This window comes from Streptomyces sp. NPDC020898, from assembly GCF_044333925.1.
GTDB lineage: Bacteria > Actinomycetota > Actinomycetes > Streptomycetales > Streptomycetaceae > Streptomyces.
The window spans coordinates 97,846-120,571 of the sequence record NZ_JBIRRV010000017.1 but is presented as its reverse complement, the minus strand read 5'-3'; the positions used below and the strand labels follow the sequence as shown (position 1 = coordinate 120,571).

Below are 22,726 nucleotides of genomic sequence, written 5' to 3'. Positions count from 1 at the left end.
CCTGGTTCACACCAGCAGGCGGAGGGGCTTGCTCAGCAACTCACCGACGGTGCGCAGGTATTCGGCGGCGGGCGCCCCGTCGACGGCACGGTGGTCGAAGGTGAGGCTCAGCGTCAGAACCCGTGTCCGCAGCGGCCGGTCGTCCACCCACTCGACGCCGTCCCTGAGCCGGCCCACCCCGAGGATCGCCACATTGCCGGGGTTGACCACCGGGGTGAAGAAGTCGACGCCGTAGCCGCCGAGCGAGGTGACGGTGAAGGTGGCGCCTTCCAGCTGGGCCGGTGAGATCCGCCCCTCCCGCGCGGCCTGGGCCAGGGCCTTCGACCGGCGGGCGATCTCGGGCAGCGGCAGCGCCACCGCGTCCTCTATTACGGGGACCATGAGGCCGCCCGGAACGGCCACCGCGAAGCCCAGGTGGATGCCGTCGAGCAGATGGACGCCGTCCTCGCGCACCGTCGCGTTGAGCAGGGGGTGCTCGCGCAGGGCCAGAGCGGCGGCCTTCAGCAGGAAGTCGTTGAGGCTCGGCACGGGAAGTTCTTCACTGTCGGCCCACTCCTCCTTGAGCCGGTCCCGCAGCGACACCACGGCGTCCAGTCGCACCTCGTAGCCGTGCGTCAGCTGGGCCATCTCCTGGAGGCTGGCGTGCATCCTGCGGGCGATGGTGCCGCGCATCCCGGTGAGCGGGAGGACGTCGCCGGGCTGAGGAGCCGCCGCGTTGTGGCGACGGACAGGCGCCGGAGTGACGGTGACGGTATCGAGGTCGGAGCGTCGGATGCGCCCACCCGGCCCGGTGCCGTTGACGCCGGAGAGGTCGATGCCCCGTTCCTTCGCCAGCTTGCGGACCAGCGGCGAGGTGCCGCCCTGCGGGGGCGGCACGACGAAGTCGCCGGGGAGGTCGTCGGGCACGGCAGCGAGGAACTCCTCCACGTCCTCCGAGACGATCCGGCCACCCGGCCCGGTGCCGCGTACGGCGGTGAGGTCGACGTCGCCGGCCACGGCGACGCGCCTGGCGTTCGGCGAGGACAGCAGCCGACCCCCGGTGCCGTTGGCGTAGGGCGCCGCGGCAGCAGCGCCGGTGCCGGTGAGGGCCGGCGCGACGCACGCACCCACAGCGGCGCCGGGAGCAGAAGCGGCGGCCACACCCCCACCACCGCCGCCGGTGGGCAGCACGCCCAGACCCGTAGGGCCGGCGTCCTGGCCAGACACGGCAGACGCACCCGCACCGCCGTTACCCAGGCCAGGCACAGCAGCCGTACCCCCGCCACCGCCACCCGGGCCCGACACGGCAGCCGCTCCCGCAGCGCCACCACCGCCGCCCACGCCAGGCACGGAAGTCGAACCCGCCCCGCCGGCAGCGGGCAGCGCGCCCAGACCCGCAGGGCCGCCGTCCAAGGCGGGCCCGGTGGCCGTACCGGCACCGGCACCGGCACCGGCAGCCGCACCCGCCCCTGCGGGCGTCGGTGCCCCCGCCGCCTCCGGCACCTGCTCGCCCTCGGCCAGCAGCCAGCCGATGAGGGCCCCGGCCGGCATGGTGACCCCCGCCGGGACCGCCGGGTGGAACAGGCCCCCGGCCTCCGCCTCGACGTCCACGTCGACCTTGTCGGTGGCCAGCCTCAGCAGGGCGTCACCCTCGGCGACGGCCGCGCCGGTGGGCACCAGCCATTCGTCGATCGTGCCTTCCTGCATGGTCAGGCCGATCTTCGGCAGCAGAACCTCGACCGCCACGTCGGTCACGACCTTTCGAGGAGACGTCGGCAGCCCTGGGCGATACGGGCGCGATCGGGCACGTACGCCTTCTCCAGGACCGGGGAGAAGGGGACCGGTGAGAAGGGGGCGCCGATGCGCAGGACCGGCGCGTCCAGGTAGTCGAAGACGACGTCCTGGATCTGGGCGGCGATCTCCGCTCCGAGCCCGCCGAAGGTGACGGCCTCGTGCACCACGACCACCCGGTTGGTGCGGCGGACGGAGGCGAACATCGTCTCGGTGTCCAGGGGTTGCACGGTGCGGGGGTCGATCACCTCGATCTCCACACCCTCGGCGGCGAGTTCGTCGGCCGCCGCGAGGGCCTCCCCCACCATGCGGCCGAGGGCGATCACGGTGACGTCGGAGCCGTGCCGTGCGGTGTGCGCCTGGCCCAGCGGGATGCCGTAGATCTCCTCGGGCACCTCACTGGTGGAGCCGAGCAGGACCTTGTTGAGCATGACGACGACCGGGTTGTTGTCCCGGATGGCCGAGACGGTCAGGCCCTTGGCGGTGTACGCGTCGCTCGGCATCACCACCTTGAGTCCGGGCACATGGGCCAGCCAGGCCTCCAGGCTCTGACTGTGCTGCGCGGCGGCGCCGAGGCCCGCGCCGGAGGCCGTGGTGATGGTGAGCGGCACGGACAGTCCGCCGCCGAACATGTACTTCATCTTCGCCGCCTGGTTGACGATCTGGTCCAGGCAGACCCCGATGAAGTCCATGAACATCAGGTCGACGACAGGGCGCAGGCCCCGGGCGGCGGCTCCCACGCCGAGGCCGACCAGGGCCGCCTCGGAGATCGGGGTGTCGATCATGCGGCGGGGCCCGAACTCGTCGAGCAGGTTGTCGAACATGCGGAACACGCCGCCGTATCCGGCGACGTCCTCGCCTGCGACGAAGACGTTCTCGTCCTCGCGCATGGCCTGGGCGAGACCCTCGTTGAAGGCCTTGACGTAGCTGAGTTTGCGGGCGGCGGTGGCCGGAGTGACGGCCGGTGCTTCGGTGGTCGTGGTCATGGCGGTCATCCCGAGTAGACGTTGAGCAGCAGGTCGGCGGGGTCGGGCAGGGGGCTCGCCTCGGCGTACGCGATGGCCTCGGCGATCTCGTCGCGCGTGCGCTGCCATACGTCGTCCAGCTCAGCGCGGGTCACGGTGCCGTCGGCGACCGCGCGGGCCTCGATCAGGTCGATGGGGTCGCGGGTTCTCCACTCGGCGACCTCCTCGTCCGAACGGTAGGGGTGCCGCAGGCCCTTGACGCCCTGGTGGTCGAAGAAGCGGTAGGTCTTGGCCTCGATCATCATCGGACCCTCGCCGCGCCGGGCCCGTTCGACGGCTTCGGTGGCGGCCAGGTGGACGGCGACCGCGTCCATGCCGTCGACGATCACGCTGGGCATGCCGTAGGCGGCGGCCCGGTCGGCGACATCCGTGATCAGCATGTGCGCGGACTGCGGGGTGAACTCCGCGTAGCCGTTGTTCTCGCAGACGAAGACCACGGGCAGGCCCAGGATCGCGGCCATGTTGGCGCCCTCGTGCCAGGCGCCGATGTTGGTGGCGCCGTCGCCGAAGAAGGTCACGGCGACGCTGTCCTCGCCCTTGTAGCGGGCGGCGAAGGCGGCGCCCACGGCGATCGGGACGCCGGCCCCGACGATGCCGTTGGCGCCGAGCATGCCGCGCGTGAGGTCGTTGATGTGCATGCTGCCGCCGCGGCCGAGGCAGGCGCCGGTGACCCGGCCGTACAGCTCGGAGTACATCGCGCGGAAGCCGACGCCCTTGGCGACGGCGTGCCCGTGGCCGCGGTGGGTGGAGGTGATCTGGTCGTCGTCGCGCAGGGCCGTCATCACTCCGGCGGCCACGGCTTCCTGGCCGACATAGAGGTGCAGGAAGCCGGGCAGTTTGCCCGCCTCCATGAGTTTGCCCGCCTCGGTCTCGAAGAGCCTGATGCGCACCATGCGTTCGTGCAGGTCCCTGATGACCTGCGCGGATGCTTGGTGTGTGGTCTTCGCGGCCGACTTCCGCGGTGCTTTTTGAACCATCGTCCGCCCCTTCGCCCCGTTGCGAGGTTTCCAACCGATCGGACTTTCTATTGCCGGTCTACAGTAACCAGCAGGGCGCACCTTACTGAAGAGGTTCTCTAATTACTATGGGCCGGGTTCAACAGGTCTCCTGGTCACCGCCTCGCCGGTCCACCAGTTCGAGGACATTGCCCTCCGGATCCGACCAGAAGCTGATCCGCCGGTCCCGCGCCACCACGACGACCGGGGACGACAGCGGCCGGGCGCCGGCGGCCGGCAGTGCGGCGACGACCGGCACGATGTCGTCGAAGTGGAAGGTGACGTAGGACAAGCCGCGGCGTGCGGCCAGCGGTACGACCGGCGGCCGCGCAGTCGCGTCCGCAGCCGCGTCCGCCAGAAGCCGTATCAGCTTGATCCGGCCCCCGGACGGCACCTGGAGCCAGACGACCGACAGGGACCCGCCCAGTCCGGCCGGGCCGCCGATCTCGTGCGGAATGTGCGAGCGGTGCACCGGGACACAGCCGAGCACCTCGCGGTAGAAGCGCTCCAACACCTCCAGGTCGCGCACCACGACACCGACCTCGAAGGGCTGGGTCATCGCCACTTCCCCGGACACCTGAGCCGGCTCGGCCATCTCGTCGGCCACTGGGTTTCCTTCCGCCTACTCGTCACCCGCACCCGTCCCTCAGCTGGAGCCGATCCCCAGAAAGATCGAGCCAAGCCGGGGTTACCCTCGCAGCAGAAAGCGAAGGTGACCTGCGGAATGCGGCACAGCCAACTTCAGCACTTTCTATTGACACACAACACTAACTCCTGTTGTTGTGGCGTCGCAGTGGAGCTGTAGCACAGGAACCCTTCACCAGCTCGCGGCTGGGAGGATTGAGGACATCGTGGTCCAGATCTCACCGGAGACCCGAGCGGCAGGCGCCGAGCGCCCCTTGCCGCCCCCCGCCCCGGAATACCACTCATGGATCGGCCAGGACCGCTCCAGCGATGCCGCGGGCAAGGCGATGCGGCAGGATGCGGCCGACCTTGCCGAGCGAGTCATCGAGCACTACCGGAACAACACGACGCATGAGGCCGAGGAGCAGTGGACGGAACCCGTCGACAACTACCTCGACGTCGACCGCTGGCTGCGCGAGATGGACGCCGTCCACCGGAGCGTCCCGCTGCCGCTCGCCATGTCGTCCGAGCTGCCCAAGCCCGGGACCTACAAGGCACTGGACGTGCTCGGCATCCCCATCCTGATCACCCGGGACCGCCAGGGTGCGGTCCACGCGATGATCAACGCCTGCCGGCACCGCGGCGCCGAGCTCGTCGAGCCGGGCTGCGGCGTGGCGAAGCGGATCACCTGCCCGTACCACTCCTGGTCCTACGACCTGTCGGGGGAACTGCGCGGCGTGTACGCCGAGAAGACCTTCGGTGACGTACCACGCGAGAAGCGCAGCCTGATCCAGCTCCCCGTCGGTGAGCGCGCCGGCATCGTCTTCGTCTCGCTCGATCCGAACGCCGAGCACGACCTGGACGCCTGGCTGGGAGATCTGCAGCCTCTGCTGGAGGGACTCCGCTTCGCGGACTGCCACCACTACGCGACCCGAGAGCTGACCAGCCCTAACTGGAAGGTCACCCTCGACGGGTACCTGGAGACGTACCACTTCGCCTCGCTGCACACGAAGACGGTCTTCGAGACGAACTTCTCCAACATGATGGCCCACGACACCTGGGGCCCCCACCAGCGTCTCGCGGCGGCCCTGCGGCCCGTCGCCGACGTGGTGGACCTGCCCGCGGACCAGCGTGACCCCGGCGACATCGTCGGAGCCATCTACTGGCTCTTCCCCGGCCTGGCCATCGCCGGCACCTGGCGCAACAAGATCGCCGTCTCCATCGTGATCCCCCGCACGGCCACGGAATCAGTGACCCAGCAGATCATCCTGCTGCGCGAACCGGCCGTCACCGAGGAGGAGCGCCACGCCGCCGACCAGTTCGGCGAGTGGTTCTACGAGGTGGTCCGCGACGAGGACTACGCGACCACCTACGGAGTGCAGCGGAGCCTGAAGGCCCTCGCCGGGACCGACTTCGTCTTCGGACGCAACGAACCCGGACTGCAGCACTTCCACCGCACCATCCACCGCCTCCTGGACGAAGCGTCCAGATGACGAACCCTCAGAAACCGCAGGAGAACAACATGGTGGCTACGGGCAGCCTCGACGGACGTGTCGCGGTGATCACGGGCAGTACGCGCAGTATCGGCCGCGCCATCGCCGAGGCCTTCCTGGCCGACGGAGCCACGGTCGTGCTCAGCGGCCGCTCCGAGATCAAGGGCAAGCAGGCCCTGGAAGAACTCCAGGCCGGCGACAAGGCCGTCTTCCACCCCTGCGACTCGAGCCGCCAGTCGGACATCGAGGCGCTGGTCGACTGGACGGTCGAGCGCTTCGGTCGACTGGACGTCATGGTCAACAACGTCGGAGGCACCGAGGGCTTCGCCCCGGTCCACGAGCTGAGCGACGAGGCGTGGCACAAGGCCCTCGACCTCAACCTCAACGCCTACTTCTACGGCACCCGCCGTGCGCTGAAGCCCATGCTGGACGGTGGCTGGGGCCGGGTCATCAACATCTCCTCGGTCGAGGGCAAACAGGCCAACAAGCCCGCGATCAGCCACTACATCACCAACAAGCACGCCATCCACGGTCTGACCAAGGCGACCGCCTTCGAGTACGGCACCATGGGCATCACCTGCAACGCGATCTGCCCCGGCGCCGTCGACACCGACCTGATGCGGGCCGCCGGGCCGGCCGCGGCCGAGGCCGAGGGCATCTCGTACGAGGAGTGGCTGGGCCGGTTCGCCGAGCACGCCGCCACCAAGAAGATCACCACCGTGGAGCAGATCGCGGGCGTCGCGTCGCTGCTCGCGAGTGACGCCGGCGCGGGCATCACGGGCACGCTGATCAGCGTCGACGGCGGAACGTCGCAGTGGTGAGCGCCGGAACGGACGACGGGATCCCCCTCGCCATGAAGCACTGGATCACCGACTGGCAGCGCAGCGAGCGACTGCCCCACTACACCCGGGCCAACGCGGGCGAAACCCTGCCGGAGCCTGCCAGCCCGCTGGGCTGGACCCTGGTATGGGGGCGCGGCCTGCAGGGCTGGCGTCGCGGTTTCGTCGAGTTCGGCATCTACCGCGGGGACGAGATCAGCGGTCCCCGCCCTCCGTTCGTCGGAATCTTCGGCGGTTACTTCTACCTCAACCTGTCGCACCTGCGACTGTTCGGCATCCGCATGGGGCAGACGGCGGACCAGATCGACACCGCCTTCGTGGGCCAGCGCTCCGACACGCCGGTGTACCTGCCGCACCCCGACGACCAGGACGCGGAACTGACGGCCAAGGCCACAGCGACGCTGCAGGGGATGCTCGGCCAGGCGGGCTACCCGGAGGGCGATGCCGACCATGAGCGGCTGCGCCGTATCAGGCGCGAGCGACCGGACCTGGCGCCCCTGTCCGACGTCGAGTTGGTGGCCTACGCCCGCTCGTTGCTGGCCGACGTGGAGACGACCTTCCAACGGCATGTCGAGTCCTCGCTGCCCGCGTCCGTCGGACCGGCGATCCTCGGCCCGCTGTGCGCGAGCGTCGACCGTCCCGGTGCGATGCTCGACCTCATCGGCGGGCTGGGCGGCGTCGACTCCGCCTCTCCGTCGACCGGCCTGTGGACGCTGTCCCGCCAGGTGGCGGCCTCGGCGGAGCTGACGACTCTGTTCGACCAGGGACCGGCCGCGGTGGAGCAGGCCCTCGAAGGGGCGACCGGAGACGTCAAGGCGTTCCGTGACTCCTTCGACGAGTTCCTGGCCGAGTCCGGCGACCGCGGTCCCAACGAGTGGGACATCCACGCGCTGTCCTGGGAGGCGGCGCCGGTCCAGGCGCTGGCCCTGGTCGACCGGATCCGGCACAGCTCCGACGACGACTCCCCGGCCGCGCGTCACCGCAGGCTGACCGAGCGCCGCGAACAACTCGCGACGGAGATCCGAGCGACCCTCCCCGAGGACACGCGGCCGATGTTCGACGCCGGCATGCACGCTTCCCAGGTGTGGATCCCGGCACGTGAGCGGACCAAGGCCAACTGTGTGACCGTCATCAACGAAATCCGCATGACGGTGAGGGAGTTGGGTCGTCGCGGAGTCGAGGCGGGACGCTTCGCCGAGCCCGAGGACGTGATGATGCTGCTGGAGACGGAGCTCGACGACTATGTCGCCGACCCGGGCAGCTTCGGGCCTGTCATCGCCCAGCGGCTTCAGGAGTACGCGGGGCTGCGCGAGCTGGAACCGCCGTTCTTCGTCGCACAGGACGCACAGACCGAGATCGACGGTTGGCCGCGGCGCAGCGAGGAGGGCGTCGCGACCGCCGACGAGGGCGATGTGCTGACGGGCGTCGGCGGAAGCCACGGCACGTACACCGGCAGGGTGCGGGTGGTCACCGACCCGGCCTCGTGCGAGGCGCTGGAGCCGGGCGAGGTGCTGGTGGCGCCGATCACGGACGCGGCCTGGACCCCGCTGTTCCTCGTGGCAGGGGCAGCCGTCGTGGACGTGGGCGCGCTCAACAGCCACGCAGTCGTGGTCTGCCGCGAACTCGGCATCCCCGCCGTCATCTCCGTCGAGGGCGGTACGCGGCGACTGCGGGACGGCATGGTGATCACGGTGGACGGCGAGCGGGGCACGGTCACCGTGGACAGTGTTCCAGTGCCGCTCGGCAGTTGATCCTCCGCTGACACTCCGCGGGCCCCTCGCTGCGATCCCCAGCAGCGGCGGGCCCTTGGTCACGAAACGAAAAGGAACGCGTGACTCCCGTGGCTGAGGAAATCATCGTCGCCGGCTGGATGGACTACGAGCCCGGCGACCGCGACACGATGCTGGGGTATCTCGTCGAAGTGGGTCACCGGACCCGCGAGGAGGAGCCGGGCTGTCTCGACTACGCCATGACGGCGGACCCCGGCGACGAGCGGCGCATCCGGGTGTACGAGCGGTGGGTCTCGCAGCAGGCCCTCGACGAGCACTTCGGCACCCCGCACATCAAGGAGTTCAGGGCGGCGTCGGCCGGGCTGACCCGGGTGGGCGTCTCGCTGGAGGTCCACACGATCGCCGAGTCCCGGCCCATGCGCTGAAACTGACGCGGAAACGGCGCCCCCATCGAATGGGGGCGCCGTTTCCGCGTCAGTTTCAGTCGCCCAACCGCACCAGCATCTTGCCTACGTTGCCCCCGCGCAACAGGGACAGCAGTGCCCCGGCCGCATTGTCCAGGCCGTCCACGACCGTCTCGCGCGCCGTGATCCGGCCCTCGGCGAGCCAGCCCGCGACCCGCTCCTCGAACTCCGGGCGCAGGTCGTCGTGGTCGCGGACGATGAATCCGCGCAGGGTCAGCCGTTTGAGGACCGCCTGGATCAACTGGTTGATGTCGGCGGACCGTCGGTCGCCGCCGAACTGCGACATCATGCCGCACAGGGCGACCCGCCCGCCGGTGCGCAACGCGTGCAGGGCGGCGGCGAGTTGCTCACCGCCGACGTTGTCGAAGTACACGTCGACGCCGTCGGGTGCCAGCCTTGCCAGTGCGTCACGCACCGGCTCGGCGCGGTAGTCGGCGGCCGCGTCGTAGCCGAACTCCTTCACCAGCAGGGCGCACTTGTCCGGCCCTCCGGCGGTCCCGACGACACGGTCCGCGCCCAGCAGTCGCGCGAACTGGCCGGCGGCCGTACCCACGGCGCCGGCCGCCGCCGAGACGAGGACGGTGTCACCCGCACGCAGCTCCGCGACGCGGGTCAGTCCCACGTACGCGGTGAACCCGGTCTGGCCGAGCAGCCCCAGCCAGGTGGGCAGCGGGGCGAGTCCCGGGTCGATGCGACCGGCGCCGTCGGTGTCCGCCGCGTCCAGCACGGCCCGCTCCCGCCAGCCGAGCTGATGGCGTACGTACGTGCCTGGCGGCACCGCGGCGCAGCGGCTCTCCTCCACGACGCCGAGCGCCCGGCCGTCGAGCGGCGATCCGGGCGTGAAGTTGTGCGTGTAGTGCTTCTCGGTGCTCTCCAGCCGGCCGCGCATCGACGGGTCGACGCTCATATAGAGGTTGCGGACGAGCAGTTGTCCCTCACCGAGCGAGGGGAGCGGGCGCTCCTCGACGGCGAAGTCACCGGGGACCGGTTCTCCGTCGGGCCGGCGCACCAGGCAGACCACCCGGGTGGTACGGGGTGTCACGGGGTCACTCCTCCGTCTGCCGGGTGACGCGCCGCTGGGCGAGGCGGCCCACCCAGCCGGCCATCTGAAGGTCGGCGTGGCGCAGCTCGCCCGACTGCCACCGGGCCTGGAAGTCGAAGGTGCCCCGCGCCCCGGTCTTCGGGTCGGTCACCTCGACAAGCCCGTCCTCGGTGAGCCGGTACACATGCCCGGTCAGCGGATGGATCACTTGCTTGGGCATGGGACTCACTCCTGCACTCGGCGGCGTACGCCGCGCTTGGTCACGGTCACCGGGCCCTCGACCCGGAGCCGGCAGGCAAGCCGGGTCAGGCCGTCCACCGGTTTGCGCAGGGCTTCGATGCCCTCTCGCTCCAGCGGGCCCACAGGGGAACAGTTCTCGGTGCCCTCCTCGACCTCCACGAAGCAGGTACGGCAGGTTCCCTTGCCACCGCAGACGGTGGGCCAGCGGTACCCGAGCCGCTGGGCGGCGCTGAACAGGTCCTCACCGTCGAGGACCTCGAGTTCGACGCCGGAGGGCCGGACGGCCACCCGGTGGGTCACTTGTCCATCCACCGGTCGAGCGTCTGGTTGAAGTGGCGGATGCGGCTCTCCTGGTAGTTGGCCAGGGTGATGCCCGGCTTGCGCATCGCCTTCAGGCCCTGCTGGACGTAGGGAAGGTTCTCGCAGTCCTGGTCGAAGACGGGCCCGAGGACACCGAGTTCGGGGATGTCCGCGAAGAGCATGTCCTCCGGCACCCAGCGGATCTTCGCCGGGGGCGGCATCTCGCCGGGCTGCTTCGGGGCCGACATGAAGATGATCTCGGCGGTGCAGGAGTCGGGGTCGAGTCCGTTGGGCTTGAACCGGTAGATGATGTTGGATTTGGCGCCGCCCCAGGGGTTGAAGTTGGGGAACAGCAGGTAGTTGATGGCGTCCAGCAGTTCGGTGTCGGCGGCCTGGGAGAAGTCCTGGTCCGAGGTGGCCGCCAGCTGTGCGCGCATCCGCTCGGCGAGGACCTGGCGGGCGGTGCCGCCGGGCGGGATGGCGGGCATCTCGTCCCCCTCCTCCATCACCAGGTCACGGCCCTGGGCCGCGGCGTAGAAGGAACGCGAGCCGTAGAACGTCTCCAGCACGTCCTCCTCCGTGACGGAGTCCGCCACGTGAGGACTGGGTGCGCCCTGGATGTTGATCATCCGGTTCCAGTTGGGCTGGTCCGCCATGACGTCGTACTGGGAGTTGGCGTCGGCGAGCCAGGGCAGCATCTGCGGGTGGGTGGCGATCACATGGAAGGACTCGATGAACGCGTCCTGGGCGACCTTCCAGTTGCAGGGCAGCACCTTGGCGATGTGCAGCGACTTGTAGCGGTTCTCCAGCGGCCAGATGTAGTGCTCGTCGAAGGTGCCGCGGTAACTCTCGAAAGACTCCGCGTACGGGTCCATGTTGATGAAGACGAAGCCGCGCCAGGTGGCCACCTGGGCCTCGGGAAGTGAGAACTTCTCCGGGGTGACATGCGGGAAGTCCCAGGCGCAGGGCGGGGTCTGCATGGTTCCGTCGAGGTTCCAGGCGAAGCCGTGGAACGAGCAGCGGAACTCGCCGACGTTCCCACCGCCGGTGCGCAGTTTGCGGCCACGGTGCAGACACACATTGACGTACGCGCGGATCTCGTCGGGGGCCGTCCGCACCACGATCAGCGAGTCGTCGCCGATCTCGTAGACCTCGTGGTCGCCGACCTCGGGAATCTCGCTCTCCAGGCAGGCGAACTGCCACACGCGCCGCCATACCTGGCGCATCTCGCGTTCCGCCCAGTCACGGGAGACGAAGCGCGTGGAGTCGATGTCCTCGCTGCCGATGTAGTCGTTCCTGTCGTACCTGAGCGGGGCGGGAACGGGACGGCTGTCCTGGTCGAGGTAGTCCTGGACGCTGGGTCCGGGGCACCGTGCGGCGCCCAACTCCGACGTTTCGTCCATCATCTCTCCTCTGGCAGAAACTTTAGAGTGAGTGTAGTTAGCAGTCGCAGTCAGGAGCAAGACTCGGGACGTCGTTCGGGTGCTGGATCACCCCCTGCTTCGGCGCGCCGCATCCGCCCACCTTGAATTCGTTATGACTGTCCCCTCCCCAAGCCCGCTGGGGCGTGCCACACTCCGTCGCACCCGAGGCTGTAGTGCCTCACAAGTTTCTCCTTCGGTACGGGTAGCTTTCCCCGTCGCCACCATGCCGCGCGGCTGACCCCGGCGGCCCGCGCCCTCCCCCACGACGGCGCTCCATACAACCCACTCGATCACCTACGCGTGCCGTCCCGGTCCTCGGGCGGCACCGGGATCAGCCTGCACAGAGCCGACCGCCGCGGAAGCGTGAGCGACGCGGACCACGGCAGTCAGGCCCACACCACTGGGAGTACTCAACGATGAGTTCCACACCCGGACGCGCGGTCCGTCGCACGCTCACCGCGATCGTCCCCATCACCGCCCTGCTCGCCCTCGCAGCCTGTGGCACCGGCGCGACACCGGCCGCCGATTCGTCCGAGGCGGCGGTGTCCGACTCGCCCGGCCTGGCTGCGGCCGAAGAGGCGGCGGAAGAATACTCCCAGCGCCCGACACAGATCCCCCTCACCGATCCGGTGGGCAAGCAGATCCCCAAGGGCAAGACGATCGACTACATCCTCTGCGGCGTCCAGTCCTGCAAGGACCTCGCCGACTTCTTCACCTCCGGCGCCGAGGAGCTCGGCTGGAAGGTGAACCAGATCGCCACCCAGGGCACCCCGGAGTCCGTCCAGGCCGCCTACGAGCAGTCCCTGCGCAACAAGCCGGACGCCGTCATCTCCTCCGGATTCCCGCGCGCCGTCTACGCCAAGCAGCTCGCGAAGCTGAAGGAGGCCGACATCCCCGTCATCCAGTCCAACGCGGACGACGTGCTGGGCGACGGCCTCTCCCTGCTGAAGAACGGCCCCGAGGAGGTCAAGACCAACGGCGAGATCCTCGCGTCGTGGGTGGTGTCGGACAGCAAGGCCAAGGCGAACACCGTCTATTTCAACCTCCCCGCGTACACCATCCTCAAGCCCGTTCAGGACGGCTTCGAAGGCAAGTACAAGGAATGGTGTGACGGCTGCGCGCTGGATGTCGTCGACGTGCCCATCACCGCGGTCGGCAAGGACATGCCGGACCGGGTGGTCTCGTACCTCCGCTCGCACCCGAAGGTGACCCACGTCGTCTACTCGCTCGGCCTGCTCAACGTGGGCGTACCCGCCGCGCTGAAGACCGCCGGAATCACCACCACACGCACCATCGTCAACGTCGGTGACCCGCAGAACTACCAGTACATCGACAGCGGCCTCACCGACGCAGCGCTGGCCCTGAACTCCCACGAAATGGCGTGGATCATGGTCGACGCGCTGGCTCACCACTTCACCGGCCAGCCCATGGACACCGCCCAGAAGGCGGTGGTGACGAACATGCTGGTCACCAAGGAGAACCTCCCGTCGGCCGACGAGGACTTCCCGCTCATCGTCGACTACCAGAAGCAGTTCAAGGCGCTCTGGGGCAAGAGCTGACCGAACCGGGCCGCCGCCGGCACCATGCCGGCGGCGGCACCTTTCGATGGATGGAAGGAGTAGCGGTGCACGCTGATACGTCAATGGAGACGTGGCACGGGGCGGACGGGACGTCGAACGAGGCGGACCGGCCGGTGCTGCGGGTATCCGGGCTGTCGAAACGATTCGGCGGGACTCAGGCGCTGACGGATGTGGATCTCGACCTCGCCCACGGCGAGATCCATGCGCTGATCGGGCCCAACGGTTCCGGTAAATCCACCCTCATCAAGATCCTCGCCGGATACCACCACGCCGAGCCGGGAGCGGTCGCCGAACTCGACGGCGAACCTTTCGACCTGGGTCAGGTCACCGGCTCACGGCACGACCGGCTCCGCTTCGTCCACCAGGAGCTGGGGCTCGTGAACGAGCTGAGCGCGACGGACAATCTCGCGCTCAACCGGGGCTTCGCCCGTACGGCGTTCGGCAACATCCGCTGGTCGGAGATGGAGCGCCGGACCACCGAACTCGTCGAGCGGTTCGGCCTCGGCATCGACGTGCGCCGGCCGCTGGCCGCGGCCACCCCCGTCCAGCGCGCGGTGGTGGCCATCGCCGCCGCCCTGCAGGGCTGGGAGGGGCGCCGCGGCGTCCTGGTGCTCGACGAGCCGACCGCCGTACTGCCGCCCGGGGAGGTAGCCCGCCTCTTCGACATCGTGCGGGAGATCCGGGACGCCGGTGCCAGCGTCCTGTACGTCTCCCACCGCATGGACGAGATCTTCGCCCTGGCCGATCGGGTCACCGTGATCCGCGGTGGACGCCGGATCGCCACGCGCGCCGTCTCCGAGCTCACTCCCCGGTCGCTGGCGGAGCTGATGGCGGGCGAGGAGATGGAGACCGAGCACCGGCCGCAGGAACCCTCCGGTCCGGCCGAGGCCGTGATGGAGGTCCGCGACCTGTGCGCCGGACCCCTGCGCGGGGTCGGTTTCGACCTGGCGCGGGGCGAGCGGCTGGGCATCACCGGCCTGGTCGGCTCCGGCCACGAGATCGTGCCGTACGCGGTGTGCGGAGCGTATCCGGGCCCGGTGCGCGGAACGGTGCGGCTCCCGGAGCGCTCCGGGAGCTGGACCGACGTGAAGGACGCCGCCGGGCTGGCCATCCCGCTGGTCCCCGCGGACCGGGCCGGCGAGGGCGTGATCGGCGACTTCTCGGTCGCGGAGAACCTCACCCTGCCCCTGCTGGACCGGCTCCGCGCCCGGGCCGGACGGCTGCACCGGCGCCGCGAATCCTCGCTCGCCGAGGAATGGATCCAACGGGTGGGCGTGCGCACGGCGGGACGCGGCGCACGGATCACCACACTGAGCGGCGGCAACCAGCAGAAGGTCGTCATGGCCCGCTGCCTGGCCCAGCAGCCGCCGGTACTGGTGCTGTGCGAGCCCACGGCGGGCGTCGACATCGCGACCCGCCTCCAGCTCTATGACCTGATCGAGCGTCAGGCCGCTGACGGCATGGGCGTGATCGTGTCCTCCTCCGACACGGAGGACCTGCTCGCGCTGTGCACCCGCGTCCTGGTGGTGCGGGACGGCCGGATCGTGAAGGAGATCAGCGGGCGGGACATCACCGAGTCCGCGCTGGTGCATGCCATGGAAGGGACCGAGTGGTCCTTGGAAGGAACCGAGTGAAATGACATCCACCCCGACCCGGGCCGCCGAGCCGCGGACCACTTCACCGGACCTGCCCGCGGTGTCCGCCGTCAGCGCATGGGGCACGCTCGGCCGAAGCGTGACGGCCGCCCTCTCATTCCGCAACGTCGGCGCCGTCTATGTGTGGCTGCTGATCGTCGTGCTCTTCTCCGTATGGGTGCCGGACACCTTCCCGACCGTCACCACGGTCAAGCAGGTCCTGAACGGCAACTCCGTGGCAGGGCTGGTGGCGCTCAGTGTGGTGCCTCCGCTGGCCGCGCGGGTCTTCGATCTGTCGGTCGCCTTCACCATGTCGCTCACCAGCGTGCTGACCGCCCACTTCCTGGTCTCCTCGGGCTTCGGCCCGGCGACCTCGATCGCGCTGGCGATGACGGCGGCCCTGCTCGTCGGGGTGATCAACGGGGTCGTGGTGGTGATGCTGCGGGTCGACTCGTTCATCGCCACGCTGGCCACCGGCGCGCTGATCCAGTCCCTCATCACCATGGTGACCAACGACAGCTCCATCACCGGGGTCCAGCTGTTGGCCGAGCCGTTTTCGAGCATCGCCCAACTGGACGTGGGCGGCGTCACGCTGCCGGTGCTGTATCTGCTCCTCGCCGCGGTGGCCATCTGGTTCCTGCTGGAACACACTGCCACCGGGCGCCGTCTGTACGCGACCGGGTTCAACGAGAACGCGGCACGTCTGCAGGGTGTGCGCACCGACCGGCTGCGCTTCATGACCCTGGTCACGTCCGCGCTGCTGTCCGGTTTCGCCGGAGTCGTCTTCGCGTCCTCCGTCGGGTCCGGGTCGCCGACCGCCGGTACGCCGTATCTGCTGTCCGCCTACGCTGCGGCCTTCGTCGGAGCGACCCAGCTGCGTGCCGGCCGTTTCAACGCCTGGGGCACGGTGATCGCGGTCCTGCTGCTCGGCACCGGCATCACCGGGCTCGGGCTCGCCACCAGCGCGCAGTGGGCCACGAGCCTGTTCACCGGCTCGGTGCTGATCATCGCGCTGGTCCTCACGGGCGGACGGATCGCCCTTCCGGCCATCATGCGCCGCCGGAAGTCGCCCGGTCCGGAGGCAGACCCGGCGGTTCCCGCAGAGGCTGGTGCGGTACCCGACGCCGACAAGGAGGCCAGCGGATGAAGGCCGTCCAGTACCTGACCGTGGGAAGCGCGCCGGAAGTCGTGGAGGTGCCCGTACCGGAGCCGGGCCCGGGCCAAGTGCTGCTGAAGGTGACGGCCGCGGGGCTGTGCCACTCGGACCTGGCGGTCATGAGCTGGCCGGCGGAACAGTTCCCCTATCCGCTGCCGATGACGCTCGGCCACGAGGGTGTCGGCACCGTCGCGGCTCTGGGCAGCGGTGTCACCGAGGTGGCGGAGGGCGACGAGGTGGCGGTGTACGGCCCGTGGGGCTGCGGCCGCTGCCGCACCTGCGCCGAGGGCAGGGAGAACTACTGCCCGCACGCCGCCGGTCTCGGCATCATGCCGCCCGGACTCGGCTCTCCCGGTGCCCTGGCGGAGTACATGGTGGTGGACTCGCCCCGCCACCTGGTGCCGCTGCACGGCCTGGACCCGGTGCAGGCGGCACCGCTCACCGACGCCGGACTGACGCCATATCACGCCATCCGCGCCTCCCTGCCGAAGCTCGTGCCCGGCAGCACGGCGGTGGTGATCGGCGTCGGTGGGCTGGGCCATCTCGCCGTACAGCTGCTGCGCGCCCTGACCTCGGCCCGAGTGGTCGCGCTCGACGTGAGCAAGGAGAAACTGGAGCTGGCCCGCTCCGTCGGCGCCCACGAGACGCTGCTCTCCGACGGCGAGGCGGCGGCACGCGTCCGGGAACTCACCGGCGGCACCGGAGCGGAGGTGGTGCTGGACTTCGTCGGGGCCGAGGCGACCTTGGCGGTGGCCGCCGCGTCGGTGGCGGTGGCGGGCGATGTGACGGTCGTCGGCATCGGTGGCGGGACCCTGGCGGTCGGCTTCGGCGGCGGTCTGCCCTTCGGGGTGTCCGCCTCGGCCCCGTACTGGGGCAGCCGCGTGGAACTCGTCGACGTCGTCGGGCTCGCGCGGCAGGGTCTCCTCTCGTCTCACGTCGAGACGTTCTCGATCGAGGAGGCCCCGGCGGCGTACGAGCGCCTGCACGCCGGGGAGATCAACGGCCGTGGGGTGGTGCTGCCGCACAAAATCAGCCCCTCCGGCGTTTGAGGAGAGGGGGTCCAGGGGGCAGAGCCCCCTGGTGACGCTCAGCGGCCGGCCGGATCTCCGGCCGGCCCGCCCGCGTCCACCACCCGCTCCACACACCGCCGCAGCACCGTCAGGAACTCCGGTGTCTCCCAGGGCCCCAAGTCGACGCGCCCCGTGTCGTCCACCCCGAGATCCTGCACGTCGTAACGCCCCCGGCAGTGCCCGAGGGTGAAGTAGCAGACCTCGCCAAGCCCATGCCGCTTGAGATACAGCACCGGTCGCACCGCACTGTCGACAGCCGCCGTCTCCCCCTCGGCGAACCCCCTGCACGGCCCCGTGTACTCGGCGTGCAGCAGCACCTCCAGCTCCCCGTGCAGCTCGCACACGTACAGCTCGTCGGTGACCGTGAACGGTCCGATCCCGGCGACCAGCGGATGGCCGGGCCGGGTCACCAGCACCTCGTACGGCTCGATCGGCGGGTGGGCGACGAACTGGCTGCCGAGCACCTGGGCCAGTTCCCCCAGAAGCCGCGGAGTCGTGAACACCCGCGACCCCTCACCCGTCGTCGACGGCTCGATCACCGAGTTGGTGCCGTGCAGGGCGAGCCAGCGCCCGCCCCGCTCGACGAACCGGGCGAGCGCGGCCCGCTGTTCCGAACCGGGCCGGACGTCACAGGTGTAGGTGACCAGCAGGTCGGCCCGGTCGAGGTCGGCCACACAGTCGTAGTCCTGGTACACCGAGGTGCGTACGCGCGGATGCTCACCGAGCAGTTCCAGCAGCCGCAGCCGCGCGTGGTCGAAGTCGTGCCAGCGCCCGCCGCAGACGAGCACGGCGTCCAGGCGGCCGGCCGGGCCCGCCACGGCTCAGTACTGGACGCGGGTGAGCAGCCCGCCGTCCACCACGAGGTTGACTCCGACGACGAAGGAGCCGGTGCGCCCGAGCAGGAACGCGACCGCGGCGGCCACGTCCTCCGCGGTGCCGTAGCGGCCGATGGGCAGCTTGGCGAGCACCTCCTCGTACACCTCCGGGCGGCTGGTGCGGATGGTCTCCCAGGCGCCGCCGGGGAAGTCGATCGGGCCGGGCGAGACGGTGTTGACGCGGATGCCCTTGGGCGCGAGGGAGTGTGCGAGGGCCGAGGCGTGCTGGACGACGGCCGCCTTGAGCGCGGAGTACGAGTTCGCGCCGGCCGGACGCGCGGTGTCGGAGGCGTTGGTCGTGCCGATGGCCACGACGGCGGCCCGGTCCGAGGCCTCCAGGTGGGGAAGGGCCGCCTCGACGAGCCCCGCGAACGGGATCAGGTCGCCGCGCAGGCTGGCCTCCCACGACTCGGGGCCCTTCACGTTGCCCGCCGACACGTTGGACACCAGCAGGTCGAGGCCGCCGAGTTCACCGGCCGCCCGCTCCACGAAGGCCGCGAGCGCGGCCGGGTCGGTGACGTCGACCGCTTCCGCGAAGACGGTGGCCCCCTCGCCGCGCAGTTCGGCGGCTGCCTTGGCCAGCCCTTCCTCGCCCCGGGCACACAAGGCCAGTGCGCAGCCCTCGGCCGCCAGTGTTCCGGCGATCGCCCGGCCGATGCCCCGGCTCGCGCCGGTCACCAGCGCCTTCGCGCCTGTCAGTCCCAGATCCATCGATGTCACTCCTTTGTGATTGCCGAAACGGTCCCGGTGTGAGGTGAACCGGTCCCGGTCCTCAGTTGCCGGGAAGCTGCGAGAAGGGCGCCCGGTCCACGCGCGGCTCCGGGGGCAGTTTCAGCACCCGCTCGCCGATCAGGTTGCGCTGGATCTGGTCGGTGCCTCCTGCCAGCCGGTAGCCGGGGGCGCCGAGCAGATGCTGGGTCCAGGCGAAGGTGCCGGATTCCCCGGTGTCGGCGCTGATCCGCGCTCCCATCAGCTCGGCGGCTGCCTGTCCCGTACGGGTGAGCAGGTCGGAGGCCATGAGCTTGGTCAACGACGCCTCCGGACCCGGCCTGCCGCCGGCTGCGGTCGTCCTGGCGACGCGGTCGACAGTGGCCGTGCGCAGGGCGGCGCGTACGTAGAGGTCGGCGAGGCGCTGGCGGACCAGGGGGTCCGCGGTGCGGCCGAGGGAGCGGGCGAGCGCCAGTACGTCCGTGAAGGTGCCGCCCTTGCGGCGGTTGCCGCTTCCGGAGGCGGTCCGTTCGAAGGCGAGGGTGGTGGTGGCGACCTCCCAGCCCTGGCCCGGGCGCCCGATCCGGAGGCTGTCCGGGACGCGTACGCCGCTGAGGAACACCTCGTTGAAGGAGGCGCCGCCGCTCATCTGACGGATGGGGCGCACCTCCACTCCGGGGGCGTCCATCGGGACCAGGAAGGCGGTGATGCCGGCCTGTTTGACGACGTCCGGGTCGGTACGGGCGAGCAGCAGGCCGTAGTCGGCGAACTGGGCGCCCGAGGTCCACACCTTCTGACCGTCGATCACCCAGTCGTCGCCGTCCTTCTCCTGCCGGGCGCGGGTGCGCACGGCCGCGAGGTCGGATCCGGCACCGGGTTCGCTGAAGAGCTGGCAGGCCAGCAGGTCGGTGCGCAGGAACGCGCGGGCGTGGTCCCGGAGTTGACCGGTTGTGCCGAACAGGGAGACGGCCATCGCGACGAGCCGCACGGTGACGCTGATCAGTTCGGTGGACGGCGGCACCTCGAAGGCGGACTCCTCCTGGGCGAAGGCGGCCACGTGGGCGGCGGTCAGGCCCGCGCCGCCCTTGTCCACGGGGAGGGTCAGCGCCTGGTAGCCCGCGTCGAACCGGGCCCGCTGATAGACGCGGCAGCGTTCCAGCAGCAGGCGTTCCTCGTCCTCGGGGAGGTTGTGGAACACGGCGAGGTCGGCGGACTCCGCGGCGGCCGTCGGCGCTCGCGCCGGTTCGAGCACGCCGGCCAGCCACTGCCGGACCTGTGTGCGCCATGCGTCCGGATCGGGCTGGGACATGGCTCCTCCTCGGTCACTTACCAGACGACAGATTCAGTAACGGTGAACGGTGAACTGTGCCCATCCCGCTGAAACATGCGGGAATGCCTCCGTCTGGGACCAGAGTGTTCCGTACTTTCTTGATAAACGCTACAGTCTCGGCATCTCCTCTCCCCTCGCATCGGGAGAGGTCCGCGGAGCCGCCGGAGGAGCCATGTCGCTGCTGCCACTCGACCGTCGCGCCCAGGAGACACCTGACGAACCCGCCCTGGCGGACGACCTGGGCGTGCTGTCCTGGTCCGTCCTCGCCGACCAGGTGGCGCGGGCGGCGGTCCGGCTGCTGGAGTTCGCGCCCGGCCCCGACGACCGGATCGCCGTCCTCGGTGACAACGCGATTCCGACACTGGTGGCCCATCTGGCGGGCCTGCGCGCCGGCGTGGGGACCGTGGCCTCGTCCCGGAACCTCACCTCGGGCGAGCTGGTCGACCAGATCATCGACGCGGGCGTGACCGGGATCATCGCCGGACCCGTCGGCGCGGGCGCCGCTCTCGACGCGGCCCGGGAACTGGGGCTGCCGGTCGTGACGCACGGAACGCCGGAGACCGGGCACGCCTTCGACTGGGACCTGTGGCTGGCCTCCGCGCCCGCCGGACGCCCCCTCCCCACGGACCGGCCCGCCCGGCCTCCGCTCGTCTACACCTCGGGCACCACCGGACGGGCACGCGGCACCGAGGTGCGCTGGGTGAGCGGCCCCGTCGCCGACAGCTCGGCCTACCTCGCCGCGATGTCCGCCCGGCCCGGATTCCCCCCGGGAGCGCACCTGGTGTGCGGCCCCCTGCAGCACAACGCGTCGCTGACCTCGCTGCGACATCTGGCGGCCGGGCAGCCGGTGATCGTCCTCGGCAGATACGACGCGGAGACGTTCCTCAGCCGGGTACAGCGGTGGCAGGTCTCCTCGACGGTGATGGTGCCCACCCACTTCCAACGGCTGCTCGCCCTCCCGGACGAGATCCGCGCCCGGTACGACGTCTCCAGCCTGCGGCAGGTGTCCCACACCGGTTCCGCATGTCCGCCGGACGTGAAGCGAGCCATGATCGACTGGTTCGGTCCGGTGCTGACCGAGTCGTACGGCGCCAGCGAGGCAGGCACCGTGGCCCGCATCGACAGCGACGAGTGGCTGGCCCACCCGGGCTCGGTCGGGCGCGTCCGGCCCCCGTTCGAGGTGCTCGTCACGGACGACGAGGGCGGGCAACTGCCGTCCGGGGAACGCGGGTTGCTGGCCTTCCGGGCGCCCGACGACCAGGGTGTCCGCTATCACGCGGATCCGGACAAGACCAAGGCCGCCTATCTCTCCCCCGGCGTCTTCACCCTCGGTGACATCGGCTATGTCGACGCGGACGGCTACATCTTCATCACCGACCGGGCCGCGGACGTCGTGGTCTCCGGCGGCGTGAACCTGTACCCGGCCGAGAGCGAGGCGGTCCTGCGGCAGCACCCGGCGGTCGTCGAGCTCGCGGTGATCGGCGTGCCCGACCCGGACTTCGGCGAGGCCCTGCGGGCGCTGGTCGTGGTGACGGGGGCCGAGCCGCCGGCCGACGAGCTGGACCGGTTCTGCCGTGAGCGCCTCGCCGCCTACAAGTGCCCGAAGTCGTACGAGTTCGTTCCCGAACTCCTGCGCAACGCGATGGGCAAGCTCGACAAGCGCGCGATGCGCCGCCCCTACTGGAGCTCGGAACGGACCATCGCCGGCTGAGCCGGCTCTCCTTCCCGTCTCTCCCTCCTGTTCCCCGCTCTCGCTTCCTGTGCACGAAGGATCGTCCATGACCGAACTCCTGCTCATCCGGCACGGCCTCCCCATGGCGGGCGTGTTCGACCCGGGGCTGTCGCCGGAAGGCACCGCTCAGGCCGAGCGCCTCGCCGCCTGGCTCGTGCACGAGGACCTCGACGCCCTGTACGTGAGCCCGTACCAGCGGGCCCGTGAGACGGTGGCGCCCCTGGAGCGCCTCACCGGCATGACCGCCACCGTCCTCGACGACCTGCGCGAGTGGGACACGGACGTGTCCCAGCCCTACACGCCGCCCGAGCAGATCGGCGCGGACGATCCCCGGGCGACGGCGCTCTCCGAGGGCCGCTACGAGGACTTCGTGCCCGATCTCGACTGGGACGCCTTCCGGGCGCGTGCCGCGCGGGCCATGGACACCGTCTTCGCCGCCCATCCCGGTGGACGGGTGGCGGTCGTGTGCCACGGCGGCATCACGAACACCTATCTGGCGACGGTGCTCGGTCTGCCCACGATGTTCTGGTTCCACCCCGGCTACACGTCGGTCAGCCGGGTGCGGCGCATGCCCGGCGGGCGGATCGTTCTGCACTCGGTGAACGAGACGGCCCACATGATCGCCGAACGCGCCGTCGACGCGGTCGACGCGGTCGCCTGATCCTCGATCCACACCCACCCAGGAGGTCCCGGTC

General features: G+C 70.4%; 21 protein-coding genes. 10 read left to right on the top strand and 11 right to left on the bottom strand.

The window, feature by feature from the left end; genetic code table 11:
• Positions 1 to 6: 6 nt before the first annotated feature.
• The 4 genes from ACH4TV_RS38215 to ACH4TV_RS38200 all read right to left on the bottom strand — a co-directional run bounded on the left by ACH4TV_RS38215 (position 7) and on the right by ACH4TV_RS38200 (position 4,397).
• Positions 7 to 1,734, bottom strand: a complete 1,728-nt coding sequence (locus tag ACH4TV_RS38215; protein WP_398405920.1) for a dihydrolipoamide acetyltransferase family protein — start codon at positions 1,732 to 1,734, stop codon at positions 7 to 9.
• Positions 1,731 to 2,756 (bottom strand): alpha-ketoacid dehydrogenase subunit beta, encoded by a 1,026-nt coding sequence (locus ACH4TV_RS38210; protein ID WP_398405919.1) that lies wholly within the window; start codon positions 2,754 to 2,756, stop codon positions 1,731 to 1,733. Before ACH4TV_RS38210 ends, ACH4TV_RS38215 begins: the two co-directional genes overlap by 4 nt.
• 5 nt (positions 2,757 to 2,761) lie before the next feature.
• Entirely contained in the window at positions 2,762 to 3,772 is a 1,011-nt protein-coding gene (locus tag ACH4TV_RS38205) for a thiamine pyrophosphate-dependent dehydrogenase E1 component subunit alpha (protein ID WP_398405918.1), read from the bottom strand.
• A gap of 118 nt (positions 3,773 to 3,890) precedes the next feature.
• Positions 3,891 to 4,397, bottom strand: coding sequence for a VOC family protein (locus tag ACH4TV_RS38200; protein WP_398405917.1), 507 nt, complete (start codon positions 4,395 to 4,397; stop codon positions 3,891 to 3,893).
• 244 nt (positions 4,398 to 4,641) lie between these two features.
• Between ACH4TV_RS38200 and ACH4TV_RS38195 the strand changes: the two genes are divergently transcribed.
• From ACH4TV_RS38195 to ACH4TV_RS38180, 4 genes are all read left to right on the top strand, one after another.
• The gene (locus tag ACH4TV_RS38195; RefSeq protein WP_398405916.1) at positions 4,642 to 5,907 is read left to right on the top strand and encodes an aromatic ring-hydroxylating dioxygenase subunit alpha; all 1,266 of its coding nucleotides are present in this window, start codon (positions 4,642 to 4,644) and stop codon (positions 5,905 to 5,907) included.
• On the top strand, positions 5,904 to 6,728 hold the full coding sequence (locus tag ACH4TV_RS38190) for an SDR family NAD(P)-dependent oxidoreductase (protein WP_398405915.1): 825 nt from the start codon (positions 5,904 to 5,906) through the stop codon (positions 6,726 to 6,728). The genes ACH4TV_RS38195 and ACH4TV_RS38190 overlap by 4 nt, the downstream gene beginning before the upstream one ends.
• The gene (locus tag ACH4TV_RS38185; protein ID WP_398405914.1) at positions 6,725 to 8,497 is read left to right on the top strand and encodes a PEP-utilizing enzyme; all 1,773 of its coding nucleotides are present in this window, start codon (positions 6,725 to 6,727) and stop codon (positions 8,495 to 8,497) included. The genes ACH4TV_RS38190 and ACH4TV_RS38185 overlap by 4 nt, the downstream gene beginning before the upstream one ends.
• An 89-nt stretch (positions 8,498 to 8,586) precedes the next feature.
• The gene (locus ACH4TV_RS38180; RefSeq protein ID WP_398405913.1) at positions 8,587 to 8,901 is read left to right on the top strand and encodes a putative quinol monooxygenase; all 315 of its coding nucleotides are present in this window, start codon (positions 8,587 to 8,589) and stop codon (positions 8,899 to 8,901) included.
• A 55-nt stretch (positions 8,902 to 8,956) separates the two neighbouring features.
• On the opposite strand, the gene ACH4TV_RS38175 is transcribed toward ACH4TV_RS38180, so the two are convergent.
• Genes ACH4TV_RS38175 through ACH4TV_RS38160 form a run of 4 tightly spaced genes read right to left on the bottom strand, consistent with a single transcriptional unit; the run spans position 8,957 to position 11,928 of the window.
• Positions 8,957 to 9,982, bottom strand: a complete 1,026-nt coding sequence (locus ACH4TV_RS38175) for an NADP-dependent oxidoreductase (RefSeq protein WP_398405912.1) — start codon at positions 9,980 to 9,982, stop codon at positions 8,957 to 8,959.
• Positions 9,983 to 9,986: 4 nt separating this feature from the next.
• Positions 9,987 to 10,202, bottom strand: a complete 216-nt coding sequence (locus tag ACH4TV_RS38170; RefSeq protein ID WP_398405911.1) for a transposase — start codon at positions 10,200 to 10,202, stop codon at positions 9,987 to 9,989.
• A gap of 5 nt (positions 10,203 to 10,207) precedes the next feature.
• Entirely contained in the window at positions 10,208 to 10,534 is a 327-nt protein-coding gene (locus ACH4TV_RS38165) for a 2Fe-2S iron-sulfur cluster-binding protein (RefSeq protein ID WP_398405910.1), read from the bottom strand.
• Positions 10,519 to 11,928 carry an SRPBCC family protein gene (locus tag ACH4TV_RS38160; protein ID WP_398405909.1) on the bottom strand — a complete coding sequence of 470 codons (1,410 nt, stop codon included), beginning with the start codon at positions 11,926 to 11,928 and terminating at the stop codon, positions 10,519 to 10,521. Before ACH4TV_RS38160 ends, ACH4TV_RS38165 begins: the two co-directional genes overlap by 16 nt.
• Before the next feature lie 434 nt (positions 11,929 to 12,362).
• Between ACH4TV_RS38160 and ACH4TV_RS38155 the strand changes: the two genes are divergently transcribed.
• From ACH4TV_RS38155 to ACH4TV_RS38140, 4 genes are all read left to right on the top strand, one after another.
• Complete coding sequence (locus ACH4TV_RS38155) at positions 12,363 to 13,505, top strand: sugar ABC transporter substrate-binding protein (protein ID WP_398405908.1); 1,143 nt, start codon at positions 12,363 to 12,365, stop codon at positions 13,503 to 13,505.
• Between the two features lie 83 nt (positions 13,506 to 13,588).
• A complete protein-coding gene (locus tag ACH4TV_RS38150) occupies positions 13,589 to 15,160 on the top strand; it encodes a sugar ABC transporter ATP-binding protein (protein ID WP_398405907.1) in 1,572 nt (523 codons plus the stop codon).
• A 1-nt stretch (position 15,161) separates the two neighbouring features.
• Complete coding sequence (locus ACH4TV_RS38145; protein ID WP_398405906.1) at positions 15,162 to 16,307, top strand: ABC transporter permease; 1,146 nt, start codon at positions 15,162 to 15,164, stop codon at positions 16,305 to 16,307.
• Positions 16,304 to 17,365, top strand: a complete 1,062-nt coding sequence (locus ACH4TV_RS38140; RefSeq protein ID WP_398405905.1) for an NAD(P)-dependent alcohol dehydrogenase — start codon at positions 16,304 to 16,306, stop codon at positions 17,363 to 17,365. The genes ACH4TV_RS38145 and ACH4TV_RS38140 overlap by 4 nt, the downstream gene beginning before the upstream one ends.
• Before the next feature lie 38 nt (positions 17,366 to 17,403).
• Here the strand turns inward: ACH4TV_RS38140 and ACH4TV_RS38135 are convergent, their stop codons facing one another.
• The 3 genes from ACH4TV_RS38135 to ACH4TV_RS38125 all read right to left on the bottom strand — a co-directional run bounded on the left by ACH4TV_RS38135 (position 17,404) and on the right by ACH4TV_RS38125 (position 20,278).
• On the bottom strand, positions 17,404 to 18,204 hold the full coding sequence (locus ACH4TV_RS38135; RefSeq protein ID WP_398405904.1) for a ThuA domain-containing protein: 801 nt from the start codon (positions 18,202 to 18,204) through the stop codon (positions 17,404 to 17,406).
• 3 nt (positions 18,205 to 18,207) lie between these two features.
• Positions 18,208 to 18,972 (bottom strand): SDR family NAD(P)-dependent oxidoreductase, encoded by a 765-nt coding sequence (locus ACH4TV_RS38130; RefSeq protein WP_398405903.1) that lies wholly within the window; start codon positions 18,970 to 18,972, stop codon positions 18,208 to 18,210.
• 61 nt (positions 18,973 to 19,033) lie between these two features.
• On the bottom strand, positions 19,034 to 20,278 hold the full coding sequence (locus tag ACH4TV_RS38125; RefSeq protein WP_398405902.1) for an acyl-CoA dehydrogenase family protein: 1,245 nt from the start codon (positions 20,276 to 20,278) through the stop codon (positions 19,034 to 19,036).
• Positions 20,279 to 20,471: 193 nt separating this feature from the next.
• On the opposite strand from ACH4TV_RS38125, the gene ACH4TV_RS38120 reads away from it, so the two are divergent.
• Together ACH4TV_RS38120 and ACH4TV_RS38115 are read left to right on the top strand one after the other, a co-directional pair.
• Positions 20,472 to 22,010 (top strand): AMP-binding protein, encoded by a 1,539-nt coding sequence (locus tag ACH4TV_RS38120; RefSeq protein ID WP_398405901.1) that lies wholly within the window; start codon positions 20,472 to 20,474, stop codon positions 22,008 to 22,010.
• A gap of 67 nt (positions 22,011 to 22,077) precedes the next feature.
• On the top strand, positions 22,078 to 22,692 hold the full coding sequence (locus tag ACH4TV_RS38115; RefSeq protein WP_398405900.1) for a histidine phosphatase family protein: 615 nt from the start codon (positions 22,078 to 22,080) through the stop codon (positions 22,690 to 22,692).
• Positions 22,693 to 22,726: the final 34 nt, after the last annotated feature.